Genomic DNA, 12,224 nt, shown 5'->3' on the forward strand with positions numbered 1-12,224 from the left:
TGCGACATCCCGGTCTTCGGTGCGCCCACCCCCTATGGTAGAGTGGCGCACTTTTTCGAGGGGACTGTCACTGTGTGGGAATTGGTCAAATCCGGCGGATGGATGATGCTGCCGATCATCCTGAGTTCCATCGCGGCCATGGCGATCGTCGCCGAGCGTCTCTGGACCCTGCGCGCCAGCCGCGTGACCCCGGAGCACTTGCTCGGGCAGGTCTGGGTCTGGATCAAGGACAAGCAACTCAATAAAGATAAGCTCAAGCAGCTGCGCGCCAATTCGCCGTTGGGTGAGATCCTGGCGGCAGGCCTGGCCAACTCCAGGCATGGTCGCGAGATCATGAAAGAGTGCATCGAAGAGGCTGCCGCGCGGGTCATTCACGAACTCGAGCGCTACATCAACGCCCTGGGCACCATCGCCGCCATGGCCCCGTTGCTGGGCTTGCTCGGCACCGTGCTGGGCATGATCGATATTTTCAGTGCGTTCATGGGCACGGGCATGACCACCAACGCCTCGGTGCTGGCCGGTGGTATCTCCAAAGCCCTGATCACCACGGCTGCGGGTCTGATGGTCGGTATCCCGGCAGTATTCTTCCACCGCTTCCTGCAACGCCGGATCGACGAACTGGTGGTGGGCATGGAGCAGGAAGCGATCAAGCTGGTCGAAGTCGTACAGGGCGACCGTGACGTGGACCTGTCCGAGGGCAAAAAAGCGTGAAATTCCGCCGCAAGCAACGGGAGAATGTGGACATCAACCTCGCGTCGCTGATCGACGTGGTGTTTATCCTGCTGCTGTTTTTCGTGGTGACCACCACGTTCACCCGTGAAACCCAGTTGCGCGTCGATCTGCCGGAAGCGGTCAGCGGCGCGCCCGCCGACGACCAGCAGACCAGGCACCTGGACGTCGCAATCAGTGCCGAGGGTGTGTTCTCGGTGAACAACCAGATCCTGCCGAAGAACGATCTGGCCACTTTGATGGACGCGCTGCAGAAAGAATCCAGCGGTGACACCAACCTGCCGCTGTCCATCAGCGCCGACGGCAAGACCCAGCACCAGGCGGTCATCACCGCCATGGACGCCGCCGGCAAACTCGGCTTCAGTCACCTGCGCATGACCACTGTCGAGGCGGCGCCGCCCGCGCCCTGATGGCCATGTCCGATCGCTTGCTTGCCGCGTGGTACGAAGGTCATCCGGCCCTGAAGCTGTTGCAGCCGCTGGAGTGGTTGTATCGGCGCGTGGTCATGAACAAGCGCAAGCGCTTTCTGGCGGGTGAGGGCGAGATCTACCAGCCGCCGGTGCCGTTGATCGTGGTCGGTAACATCACCGTCGGCGGAACCGGCAAGACGCCCTTGATTCTGTGGATGATCCAGCACTGCCAGCGCAGCGGGTTGCGGGTCGGCGTGGTCAGCCGCGGTTACGGCGCCAAACCACCGCACCTGCCGTGGCGGGTCGCAGCCGAGCAGGGCGCCGACATCGCCGGGGATGAGCCTTTGTTGATCGTCCAGCGCACCGGCGTGCCGTTGATGATCGACCCGGACCGCAGCCGCGCGGTCAAAGCCTTGTTGGCGAGTGAGCCGCTGGACCTGATCCTGTCCGACGACGGCATGCAGCATTATCGCCTGGCCCGCGACCTGGAACTGGTGCTGATCGACGCCGCCCGAGGCCTGGGAAATAAACGCTGCTTGCCGGCCGGGCCGTTGCGCGAGCCAGTCGAGCGCCTGCAAAGCGTCGACGCGGTGCTCTACAACGGCGCCACGGACGACCGCGACGACGGTTTTGCCTTCCAGCTACGGCCTACCGCACTGGTCAACCTGCACAGCGGCGAACGGCGTCCCCTCGACCACTTTGCCGCCGGCCAGGCCGTGCATGCGGTGGCCGGGATCGGCAATCCGCAGCGTTTCTTCACGACCCTCGAAACGCTACACTGGCAGCCCGTGCCCCATGCGTTTGCCGACCACGCCGAATACAGCGTCCAGGCCTTGAATTTCACTCCGTCATTGCCGTTGGTGATGACCGAAAAGGACGCGGTGAAGTGCCGTGCCTTCGCCGCCGCCGATTGGTGGTACCTGGCGGTCGATGCTGCGCCATCGCCGGCCTTCGTGGCCTGGTTCGATACGCAGCTGATGCGCCTGTTGCCGGCTCGTCTTTTGCCTTAATCCGTTTTTATCCAGGGAATGCTCATGGACACCAAATTGCTCGATATCCTCGCTTGCCCGGTCTGCAAAGGCCCGCTCAAACTCAGCGCCGACAAGACCGAGCTGATCAGCAAAGGCGCGGGTCTGGCGTACCCGATTCGTGACGGCATCCCGGTGATGCTCGAAACCGAAGCTCGCACCCTGACCACCGACGAGCGCCTGGATAAATGACCACAGCCTTTACCGTTGTCATCCCGTCGCGTTACGCCTCCACCCGTTTGCCGGGCAAACCGCTGCTGCTGATCGCCGGCAAGCCGATGATCCAGCACGTCTGGGAACAGGCCAGCAAGAGCAGTGCCGAGCGCGTGGTGGTCGCCACTGACGACGCGCGCATTGTCGAGGCTTGCAAGGGCTTTGGCGCCGAGGTGGTGTTGACCCGTGAAGACCACAATTCCGGCACCGATCGTCTGGCCGAAGTCGCCGCGAAACTGGGCCTGGCGCCCGACGCGATCGTGGTCAACGTCCAGGGTGACGAACCGCTGATCCCGCCGAGCGTGATCGATCAGGTCGCCGCCAACCTGGCCGCCCACACCGAAGCGCGCATGGCCACCCTGGCCGAGCCGATCGAAGACGTGGAAACCCTGTTCAACCCTAACGTGGTCAAGGTCGTCAGCGATCTCAACGGCCTGGCGCTGACCTTCAGTCGTGCCACGTTGCCATGGGCCCGTGATGCCTTCGCCACCAGCCGCGAGCAACTGCCGGAAGGCGTGCCGTATCGCCGCCACATCGGCATCTATGCCTACCGCGCCGGTTTCCTGCATGACTTCGTCAGCTGGGGCCCGTGCTGGCTGGAAAACACTGAATCCCTGGAACAGCTGCGGGCCCTGTGGCACGGCGTGCGGATCCACGTCGCCGACGCACTGATCGCACCGCCCACCGGTGTCGACACCGTCGAAGACCTCGAGCGCGTTCGTCGCCTGCTGGAGGCCTGATGCGGGTTTTGTTCGTGTGCCTGGGCAATATCTGTCGTTCTCCCACGGCGGAAGGGGTGCTGCGGCATAAACTGCGCGAAGCGGGGCTGGCCGATCACATCGAAGTCGCCTCCGCGGGCACCGGCGACTGGCACGTCGGCAAGGCCCCGGACAGGCGCAGCCAGGCTGCGGCCAAGCTGCGCGGCTACGACCTGTCCGCCCAGCGAGCCCAGCAAGTGAGCCGTGCCGATTTCGCCAGCTACGACCTGATCCTGGCGATGGACCACAGCAACCTGCGCAATCTCGAGGCCCTGCAACCGGCCAAGGGCAAGGCCGAGCTGGACCTGTTCCTGCGTCGTTACCAGTCGCCAGTCGATGAAGTGCCGGACCCTTACTACGACGGTGACCAGGGCTTCGAACAGGTGCTGGACCTGATCGAAGCCGCGACCGACAGGCTGGTGATCGAATTGAAGGGGCGGTTATGAGTCTGCAGGTACTGCCCGAGGTATCGCTCAAACCCTTCAACACCTTCGGGGTGGACGTTCAGGCCCGGTTGTTCGCCGAGGCCCACAGCGACGCCGACGTGCGCGAAGCCTTGGCCTATGCGGCGGAGCATGCGGTGCCATTGCTGGTGATCGGCGGCGGCAGCAACCTGCTGCTGACCGCCGATATCCAGGCGTTGGTGCTGCGCATGGCCACGCGCGGGATTCGCCTCCTGAGCGACGATGGCAGCAAGGTCGTGATCGAGGCCGAGGCTGGCGAACCTTGGCATCCGTTCGTGCAGCACACCCTGGCCCAAGGGTTGTCGGGGCTGGAGAACCTCAGCCTGATTCCCGGCACCGTCGGTGCGGCACCGATGCAAAACATCGGCGCCTACGGCGTGGAAATCAAGGACGTGTTCGCCGGCCTGACCGCGCTGGATCGCCACACCGGTGAACTGCGGGACTTCACACTGGCCGAATGCAATTTCGCGTACCGCGACAGCCTGTTCAAGCAGGAGCCGGGGCGTTGGTTGATCCTGCGGGTTCGTTTCCTCCTGGACCGCGCCGCACACCTGCATCTGGAATACGGCCCGGTGCGTCAGCGCCTGACCGAGCAGGGCATCGATCACCCGACCGCTACCGATGTCAGCCAGGCGATTTGCAGCATTCGCAACGAAAAGCTTCCGGACCCGGCGGTGCTCGGCAATGCCGGCAGCTTCTTCAAGAACCCCTTGGTGCCCGCCGCACTGGTGGCGCAGTTGAAGGGTGAATTCCCGGACCTGGTGGCCTACGCGCAACCCGACGGGCAAATGAAGCTGGCGGCGGGTTGGCTGATCGAGCGTGCGGGATGGAAAGGTTTCCGCGATGCCGACGCCGGTGTGCACAAATTGCAGGCGCTGGTGCTGGTCAACTACGGCAACGCAACCGGCCTGCAACTGCTGCATCTGGCGCAGCGCATTCAGAAAGACATTTCCGAACGTTTCCATGTCGACCTGGAAATGGAGCCTAATCGTTATTGAAGCGTGGTTTTGCAACCGGCCAGCAAGACCGATGCGCTGACGTTCGACGGGAAAGAACGGTATCGAGCTGAAGCAGAAGAGGCCGTTGCAGGAGGACGTATGAGCGAACCCATCGGCGTGATCGTGCTGGCGGCGGGGCAGGGCAACCGTTTCCGAGAGGTGGCGGGTGCCGGGAAGGACAAGTTGTTGGCGGACTGTGCCGGGCGGGATGGCGCTGTTCATTCGGTGATCGAACAGGTGCTGGTCAATTTACCGGCTAGTCTCGAGAAGCGTGTCCTGGTGACGACCGCAGACCGCCCGCAAGTGATTCGCATGGCCCAGGCTTATGGTTGTGAGGTTGTGCTGATCGAGTCCACCGGCATGGGTGACAGCATTGCGGCCGGGGTGGCGGCGTGTCCGCAGCTTGGTGGCTGGCTGATTGTATTGGGGGATATGCCGTTTGTCCTGCCGTCGAGCATCGAACGGGTGCTGAGCGGGATGGCCGATGAGGCTGTCAGTGTGCCGGTGCAGGACGGTGAGTACGGGCATCCGGTGGGGTTTGGGCGAACGTTCGGGCCGGGGTTGATGGCGTTATCGGGTGATCATGGGGCCAAGCCGTTGCTTGCGCAGGCGCGGATGGTTGAGGTGGCGGTGGATGATCCCGGGGTGTTGTGGGATGTGGATGTGCCTGCTGCATTAGTATTTACCTGACAGACCGTCTTCGCGGGCAAGCCTCGCTCCTACAGGTTCGTGTCGTTCACCCATCATGCGAACGCCTGGGTCCTGTAGGAGCGAGGCTTGCCCGCGAAGAACGATAACGCGGTTTACCTATTTAAACGCCGACATAAAAAAAGCCCCGCCCGGGATCACCAGGCGGGGCTTTTTAATGGCCGATGGAATCAGACGAGAGGTTTAGGCTCGTGCTCTTTTTCCAGGGCTTGCTCGCGTTGCTCTACCGCTTCCTGAACGGAGCGCGGCGCTTCGTCGATCGCGGAGTCAACCGGCTCGGCGGCGACTTCAGCAGCCGGGGCAGGAGCCGCCTCGACCACATCAGCAACAACCGGTGCGGCCTCGACCACAGCCGGTGCAGCAGCGGCAGCCAGTTCGGCTTCCTTCTGCAGACGTTCGGCTTCACGCTTGCGACGACGCACTTCACGTGGGTCGTTCGGCGCACGGCCGCTTGGCGTCAGGGCGCTGACCGGGGCAGCTTCAACTACCGGTGCAACCGCTTCAGCGACAACCGGCGCTTCAACCGCCGGAGCAGGTTCGGCAGCAGCCACGACGGGCTCGGAAACCATGGCTTGCGTCGTCTCGCTCTCAGCGACTGGCGCTGGAGCTGGCGTTTCGACAACAGCTGCCTCGGCAACCCAGTTGAACGCTGTTTGCTCTTCGCGAACTTCACGAACCGTTTCGGTCACTGTTTCAGCGACGGTTTCAACGGCTGGCTCTGCAATCACGGCAGGGGCTTGAGCAACGAAGGCTGGTTCAGCGGCAGCTTCGACTTCAGGCTGTGCTTCTTGAACCGGTGCCACTTCGATTTCCGGCGCGGAAGTCGCTTCCACAGGCGTGGTCGCTTCAATGACTGGCGCTTCTACTGGAGCGGTTTCCAGTGTGGCGGCAGTGGCGCGTTCGGCTTGCTCGTTGGCTTGGGCCTCGGCTGGCGCGCTGATCACGCTGCTGGCAACGGCTGCGGTAACCGCCAGGCCGGCGGCCAGATCGGCAGCGCTTGGCGCTTCGCGGGTTTCGCTGGCTTCGCCTTCGGCGGACTCGGATTCTTCCGAACCTTCGATCACGTTGCCATTGGCATCGCGTTGACGCTCGCGCCGGTTGCTGCGACGACGCTGGCCACGGGAGCGGCGGCGCGGACGATCGCCTTCGGCGCCTTCCTGACCGTCTTCCTGCAGTTGCTCTTCGTTGCCGGTCAGTTCTTCTTCGGCCACGGCAGCAGCGGCTTGCTCTGCACGCGGTTGACGTTCTTCACGCGGTGGGCGTGGAGCACGTTCTTCGCGTGGCTGGCGTGCCGGGCGCTCTTCGGCGGTAGCAGTAGCGGCAGCGGCAACAGCAACGGCCGGGGGGGTGGCATCCAGCGGTTCACGCAGTTCACGAACCCGTTCTTCACGCTCGCCACGGGGCTTGCGATCTTCGCGAGGAACACGTGGTGCACGTTCTTCACGGGGGGCGCGCGGCGCACGTTCTTCACGTGGAGCGCGTTCTTCGCGAGCGACGACGACCGGGGTCTCTTCACGGGCTTCGCGTGGTTGACGCTCTTCGCGTGGCTCACGGGGTGCGCGCTCTTCACGCGGTGCACGTTCCTCACGAGGCTTGCGTTCTTCGTCGCGGCGACCGTTACGGTTGCGGCTTTGCTGACGACCGCTGCGACGCTCTTCGTTGCGGGCTGGACGCTCGGTGGTCGCTGGCTTTTCAACCACAACCGGAGCGGCCGGCTCTTCCTTGGAAGCGAACAGGCTGACCAACGATTTCACCAGGCCTTTGAACAGGCTTGGCTCTGGCACGGCGGCCGGTGCGGCAACCGGGGCGGCAGCGACGACTTCGGCCGGAACCGGAGCGTTGGCGCGGACCGGAGCTGTCTTGACCGCGGCTTCCTGGCGAACCAGGGTGCGGGTCGCCGCGGCAGGCTGGACTTCTTCGACTTCGGCGGCGGCAGCCGCGATTTCGTAGCTGGACTGGCCGACTGCGGCTTCCGGGCTGTCATCGCGCAGACGCTGAACTTCGAAATGCGGCGTTTCGAGGTGGTCGTTCGGCAGAATGACGATGCGGGCACGGGTGCGCAGTTCGATCTTGGTGATCGAGTTGCGTTTTTCATTGAGCAGGAACGCAGCCACCGGGATCGGCACTTGAGCGCGAACTTCGGCAGTACGGTCTTTCAGGGCTTCTTCTTCGATCAGGCGCAGGATCGCCAGCGACAGCGATTCGACGTCACGGATGATGCCGGTGCCGTTGCAACGCGGGCAAACGATGCCGCTGCTTTCGCCCAGGGATGGACGCAGGCGCTGACGGGACATTTCCAGCAGGCCGAAGCGCGAGATGCGACCGACTTGCACGCGAGCGCGGTCGGCTTCCAGGCATTCGCGGACTTTCTCTTCCACGGCGCGCTGGTTCTTGGCAGGGGTCATGTCGATGAAGTCGATGACGATCAGGCCGCCGATGTCGCGCAGGCGCAACTGACGGGCGATTTCTTCGGCGGCTTCAAGGTTGGTCTGCAGGGCGGTTTCTTCGATGTCGCTGCCTTTGGTGGCGCGCGCCGAGTTGATGTCGATGGACACCAGGGCTTCGGTCGGATCGATCACGATGGAGCCGCCGGAAGGCAGTTCGACGACGCGCTGGAAGGCGGTCTCGATCTGGCTTTCGATCTGGAAACGGTTGAACAGCGGAACGCTGTCTTCGTACAGCTTGATCTTGCTGGCGTACTGCGGCATCACCTGGCGGATGAAGGTCAGGGCTTCGTCCTGGGCTTCAACGCTGTCGATCAGCACTTCGCCGATGTCCTGGCGCAGGTAGTCGCGGATGGCGCGGATGATTACGTTGCTTTCCTGGTAGATCAGGAAAGGCGCGGAACGATCCAGCGACGCTTCCTTGATGGCGGTCCAGAGTTGCAGCAGGTAATCGAGGTCCCACTGCATTTCTTCGCTGCTGCGGCCAAGGCCGGCAGTGCGCACGATCAGACCCATGTCAGCCGGGGCAATCAGGCCGTTCAGGGCTTCACGCAGTTCGTTGCGTTCTTCACCTTCGATGCGACGGGAGATACCGCCGGCACGCGGGTTGTTCGGCATCAGCACCAGGTAGCGACCGGCCAGGCTGATGAAGGTGGTCAGGGCGGCGCCCTTGTTGCCACGTTCTTCTTTTTCGACCTGAACGATGACTTCCTGGCCTTCGCTCAGGACGTCCTTGATGTTGACGCGGCCTTCGGGGGCTTTCTTGAAGTATTCGCGGGAGATTTCTTTGAGGGGCAGGAAGCCATGGCGCTCAGAGCCGAAATCGACAAAGGCAGCCTCCAGGCTTGGTTCAATGCGAGTGATCCGGCCTTTATAGATGTTGGCCTTTTTCTGCTCGCGTGCACCGGATTCGATGTCCAGGTCATAGAGGCGCTGGCCGTCTACCAGTGCAACACGCAACTCTTCGGGTTGGGTTGCGTTAATCAGCATTCTTTTCATGTAGTACCGTCGGTTTCCGGGCTGCCGGAAACGGCGTTCGGCACACACGACTTCTCATGGTCGGTGTCAGGTGCGTCGGGAGTGGTTGGCCATTCCCGTGTCCAGCGAAGTCCGGCCAATGTGGGCCTTGATCGCGACGTACGCGTCCTGCTTGCTGTGGCTACTTAAGCACTCAGTCAGGAGGAGGAATCAACCGGCGGCTGTGGACGAGATGAAGCGTCTTGATAAAGCCTAGTGCTACACAGTCCAGCGGTTGTGCATCTCCACCCTACACGTATCCCTGATAATTCGGGTGCTGCCGCGCGCAGAATCCGCAGCGGGTTGGCATTTACCGTGAGCTCCGAAGGGGGAGGTCACGCATCATGGCTAATTTAGGCGTTGTTTCCGAAGCGTTCGCTCGGGGTCGTTCGTAGCTGACTGCACTTTGTGAACTGGCCGTGAATATTTGCTCGCAAGGCGAGTGAACACTCTGCTTTGCGGCGTGATTCAGGCCTCATGTCACCTGCGCTTGTTACAACTGCAAACTCTACCGTTACGTAGCGAAAGCCCCGTAGGACGGCCTCTCGTCCTCGTGAATTGCGATGGTCAGGGCCGGTTTTTGACCGTTGGTCCGCTGTCCATGCCACTTTTGGCGGCGTTCGCGACTATAGCAGTAATGATTAAGTGCTTCAATTCCATAAAAAATTGTTATCATCGCGGCATGACGACTACTGCCCCTTCGACCCCAGCGGTACAACTGCTGGAGGTCTCGCCGGAATATGCCGGCCAACGTATTGATAATTTCCTTCTCGCTCGGCTCAAAGGCGTGCCCAAGACCTTGATTTACCGCATTTTGCGCAAAGGCGAAGTGCGGGTGAACAAGGGGCGGATCAAGCCCGAATACAAGCTGCAGGCGGGCGATATCGTGCGCGTGCCGCCGGTTCGGGTGCCTGAGCGCGATGAGCCGGTGCCTCTGGCCCAGGGCCTGCTGCAGCGACTCGAAGCCTCGATTGTCTTCGAGGACAAGGCGCTGATCGTGATCAACAAGCCTTGCGGCATCGCGGTTCACGGTGGCAGCGGCTTGACTTACGGGGTGATCGAAGCCTTTCGTCAGTTGCGTCCCGATTGCAAGGAGCTCGAACTGGTTCACCGTCTCGACCGTGATACCTCCGGCCTGTTGATGATCGCCAAGAAGCGCAGCATGTTGCGCCACTTGCACGCTGCCTTGCGCGGCGATGGTGTCGACAAGCGCTACATGGCGCTGGTTCGCGGTAACTGGGCGGCCTCGATCAAGCAAGTCCGAGCGTCGCTCGGCAAGAGCAATTTGCGCTCCGGCGAGCGCATGGTCGAGGTCGACGAGGAGGAGGGCAAGGAGTCTGTGACCGTGTTCAAGGTCCTGCGTCGCTTCGGCGACTTTGCCACCCTGGTCGAAGCCAAGCCGATCACCGGCCGCACCCACCAGATTCGGGTTCACACCTTGCATGCCGGGCATTGCATCGCTGGCGATACCAAGTACGGCGATGAAGGTTTCAGTAAAGAGATTCGCGATCTGGGCGGAAAGCGCCTGTTCCTGCACGCCTATCTGTTGACCGTGCCGTTGCCCGATGGTGGCGAACTGAAATTACAGGCACCGGTCGACGAGATGTGGGCCAAGACCGTGGAGCGATTGAGTGCGCCCATCTGATTACAAGCTGCTGATTTTCGATTGGGATGGCACGCTGGCCGACTCCATTGGTCGGATCGTCGAGGCGATGCACGTAGCGTCCGAGCGATCAGGGTTTCAGTTGCGCGATGATTTTGCCGTCAAGGGCATCATCGGCCTGGGCTTGCCGGAGGCGATTCGTACCTTGTATCCGGAAATTGGCGATGATGAATTGGTCGCCTTCCGTCAGCACTATGCCGACCACTACATCGCCTCCGAAGCCGTGCCCTCGCCATTGTTCGAGGGTGTGGTCGAGTCGATGGAAGCGTTTCGCGCCGACGGGTATCACTTGGCAGTTGCCACAGGCAAGGCCCGTCGGGGGCTGGATCGGGTGCTGAAGTCCCATGGCTGGGAAGATTATTTCGATATCACCCGGGCCGCCGATGAAACGGCCAGTAAACCCCATCCGCTGATGCTGGAGCAGATTGTCGCGCATTGCGGTGTCCGTCCGGAGCAGGCGTTGATGGTCGGCGATTCGTCCTTCGATCTACAGATGGCGCGCAACGCCGGCATGGACTCGGTGGCCGTCAGCTACGGTGCCCAGTCGATCGAGGCGCTGAAGCTGTTCGAGCCGTGCCTGGCTATCGATCGATTTTCAGAATTACATACCTGGCTGAGTCAGCGGGTCTAACAGGTTTTTGCTGGGGTAGATGTCATGGTTGACGAATGGAAAGCGCCCGCCAAGGCGAGCGCAGAGAGCGGTGACGAGAAAAGCTGGAAGCTGCTGGAAAAGACTCTGCTGGCCAGCGTGCAGGAGCAGCGTCGGTCCCGTCGCTGGGGGATCTTCTTCAAGTTGCTGACCTTTGTGTACCTGATTGGCGCGCTGATCCTGTTCACGCCGTTGATGGACATGGAAAAAGCCGCGACTCGCAGTGGCAACTACACCGCCCTGATCAACGTGACCGGCATGATTGCCGACAAGGAGCCCGCCAGCGCTGACAACATCGTCGGCAGCCTGCGTGCCGCCTTCGAGGATGAAAAGGTCAAGGGCGTCATCCTGCGAATCAACAGTCCGGGCGGCAGTCCGGTGCAGTCGGGTTACGTCTATGACGAGATCCTTCGCTTGCGCGGTCTGCATCCGGATACCAGGGTTTACGCGGTGATCTCCGACCTGGGGGCTTCCGGCGCTTACTACATCGCCAGTGCGGCCGATCAGATCTATGCCGACAAGGCGAGCCTGGTGGGCTCCATCGGTGTGACGGCGGCCGGTTATGGTTTTGTCGGCACCATGGAAAAGCTGGGTGTCGAGCGGCGTACCTACACCTCGGGCGAGCACAAGTCGTTCCTCGATCCGTTCCAGCCCCAGAAGCCTGAAGAAACGCAGTTCTGGCAGGGTGTGCTCGATACCACTCATCAGCAGTTCATTGCCAGCGTCAAGAAAGGGCGTGGCGACCGCCTCAAGGACAAGGAACATCCGGAGCTGTTCTCCGGCCTGGTCTGGTCTGGCGAGCAGGCGCTACCGCTTGGGCTGATCGATGGCCTGGGCAGTGCCAGTTCCGTGGCGCGTGATGTGATTGGCGAGAAAGAGCTGGTGGACTTCACTGTTCAGGAGTCGCCGTTCGATCGCTTCTCGAAAAAGCTCGGTGCCAGTGTGGCTGAGCATTTGGCGATGTGGATGGGGTTTCAGGGGCCGTCGCTGCGCTGATTTTATCGTTGTCTGGTGGGGGGCTGTCCGTAGCCTCGCCATTTGGGCCTTGCACCGGTTAACTGGAGCTGGCTTGCCAGCGAAAGCGGTGGATCAATTGACGCATTCATCGCCTGGACGGACGCTTTCGCTGCGGTGCGGCGATCC

The 12,224-nt window shown here is 62.0% G+C and carries 12 protein-coding genes; 11 read left to right on the top strand and 1 reads right to left on the bottom strand.

All coding sequences use genetic code 11. From position 1 onward, the window contains the following. Nucleotides 1-72: 72 nt before the first annotated feature. From F8N80_RS10470 to F8N80_RS10505, 8 genes are all read left to right on the top strand, one after another. Nucleotides 73-711: a MotA/TolQ/ExbB proton channel family protein gene (locus tag F8N80_RS10470; protein WP_191632897.1), complete on the top strand. Its 639-nt coding sequence runs from the start codon at nt 73-75 to the stop codon at nt 709-711. Continuing rightward, entirely contained in the window at nt 708-1,139 is a 432-nt protein-coding gene (locus tag F8N80_RS10475; protein ID WP_150744410.1) for an ExbD/TolR family protein, read from the top strand. The genes F8N80_RS10470 and F8N80_RS10475 overlap by 4 nt, the downstream gene beginning before the upstream one ends. Continuing rightward, nucleotides 1,139-2,149, top strand: coding sequence for a tetraacyldisaccharide 4'-kinase (gene lpxK / locus F8N80_RS10480; protein ID WP_150783818.1), 1,011 nt, complete (start codon nt 1,139-1,141; stop codon nt 2,147-2,149). The genes F8N80_RS10475 and lpxK overlap by 1 nt, the downstream gene beginning before the upstream one ends. Nucleotides 2,150-2,173: 24 nt before the next feature. Then, complete coding sequence (locus F8N80_RS10485; RefSeq protein ID WP_007945752.1) at nt 2,174-2,359, top strand: Trm112 family protein; 186 nt, start codon at nt 2,174-2,176, stop codon at nt 2,357-2,359. Next, nucleotides 2,356-3,120, top strand: a complete 765-nt coding sequence (kdsB, locus tag F8N80_RS10490; protein WP_150744412.1) for a 3-deoxy-manno-octulosonate cytidylyltransferase — start codon at nt 2,356-2,358, stop codon at nt 3,118-3,120. The genes F8N80_RS10485 and kdsB overlap by 4 nt, the downstream gene beginning before the upstream one ends. Further along, nucleotides 3,120-3,584: a low molecular weight protein-tyrosine-phosphatase gene (locus tag F8N80_RS10495; protein ID WP_150744413.1), complete on the top strand. Its 465-nt coding sequence runs from the start codon at nt 3,120-3,122 to the stop codon at nt 3,582-3,584. The genes kdsB and F8N80_RS10495 overlap by 1 nt, the downstream gene beginning before the upstream one ends. After that, the gene (gene murB, locus F8N80_RS10500) at nt 3,581-4,600 is read left to right on the top strand and encodes a UDP-N-acetylmuramate dehydrogenase (protein ID WP_150783819.1); all 1,020 of its coding nucleotides are present in this window, start codon (nt 3,581-3,583) and stop codon (nt 4,598-4,600) included. Before F8N80_RS10495 ends, murB begins: the two co-directional genes overlap by 4 nt. Before the next feature lie 99 nt (nt 4,601-4,699). Next, nucleotides 4,700-5,290 (top strand): nucleotidyltransferase family protein, encoded by a 591-nt coding sequence (locus tag F8N80_RS10505; RefSeq protein WP_150783820.1) that lies wholly within the window; start codon nt 4,700-4,702, stop codon nt 5,288-5,290. Nucleotides 5,291-5,478: 188 nt separating this feature from the next. Here F8N80_RS10505 and rne read toward each other — a convergent pair whose 3' ends face one another. Beyond that, nucleotides 5,479-8,751, bottom strand: coding sequence for a ribonuclease E (rne, locus tag F8N80_RS10510; protein ID WP_150783821.1), 3,273 nt, complete (start codon nt 8,749-8,751; stop codon nt 5,479-5,481). Nucleotides 8,752-9,451: 700 nt separating this feature from the next. Between rne and rluC the strand changes: the two genes are divergently transcribed. Genes rluC through F8N80_RS10530 form a run of 3 tightly spaced genes read left to right on the top strand, consistent with a single transcriptional unit; the run spans nt 9,452 to nt 12,077 of the window. Further along, nucleotides 9,452-10,414 (top strand): 23S rRNA pseudouridine(955/2504/2580) synthase RluC, encoded by a 963-nt coding sequence (gene rluC / locus F8N80_RS10520; RefSeq protein ID WP_150744418.1) that lies wholly within the window; start codon nt 9,452-9,454, stop codon nt 10,412-10,414. Next, nucleotides 10,401-11,063, top strand: coding sequence for an HAD-IA family hydrolase (locus F8N80_RS10525; protein WP_150744419.1), 663 nt, complete (start codon nt 10,401-10,403; stop codon nt 11,061-11,063). The genes rluC and F8N80_RS10525 overlap by 14 nt, the downstream gene beginning before the upstream one ends. Before the next feature lie 24 nt (nt 11,064-11,087). Then, a complete protein-coding gene (locus tag F8N80_RS10530; RefSeq protein WP_150783822.1) occupies nt 11,088-12,077 on the top strand; it encodes a S49 family peptidase in 990 nt (329 codons plus the stop codon). The last annotated feature ends 147 nt before the right edge of the window (nt 12,078-12,224 follow it).

The organism is Pseudomonas fluorescens (assembly GCF_902497995.1).
Taxonomy (GTDB): Bacteria; Pseudomonadota; Gammaproteobacteria; order Pseudomonadales; family Pseudomonadaceae; genus Aquipseudomonas; species Aquipseudomonas fluorescens_BK.

Excerpts from the sequence above, each read along its gene's own strand:
- murB (WP_150783819.1), top strand. The coding sequence starts at position 3,581 with ATGAGTCTGCAGGTACTGCCCGAGGTATCGCTCAAACCCTTCAACACC.
- F8N80_RS10485 (WP_007945752.1), top strand. The coding sequence starts at position 2,174 with ATGGACACCAAATTGCTCGATATCCTCGCTTGCCCGGTCTGCAAAGGC.
- rluC (WP_150744418.1), top strand. The coding sequence starts at position 9,452 with ATGACGACTACTGCCCCTTCGACCCCAGCGGTACAACTGCTGGAGGTC.
- F8N80_RS10530 (WP_150783822.1), top strand. The coding sequence starts at position 11,088 with ATGGTTGACGAATGGAAAGCGCCCGCCAAGGCGAGCGCAGAGAGCGGT.
- rne (WP_150783821.1), bottom strand. The coding sequence starts at position 8,751 with ATGAAAAGAATGCTGATTAACGCAACCCAACCCGAAGAGTTGCGTGTT.
- F8N80_RS10505 (WP_150783820.1), top strand. The coding sequence starts at position 4,700 with ATGAGCGAACCCATCGGCGTGATCGTGCTGGCGGCGGGGCAGGGCAAC.
- F8N80_RS10495 (WP_150744413.1), top strand. The coding sequence starts at position 3,120 with ATGCGGGTTTTGTTCGTGTGCCTGGGCAATATCTGTCGTTCTCCCACG.
- kdsB (WP_150744412.1), top strand. The coding sequence starts at position 2,356 with ATGACCACAGCCTTTACCGTTGTCATCCCGTCGCGTTACGCCTCCACC.
- lpxK (WP_150783818.1), top strand. The coding sequence starts at position 1,139 with ATGGCCATGTCCGATCGCTTGCTTGCCGCGTGGTACGAAGGTCATCCG.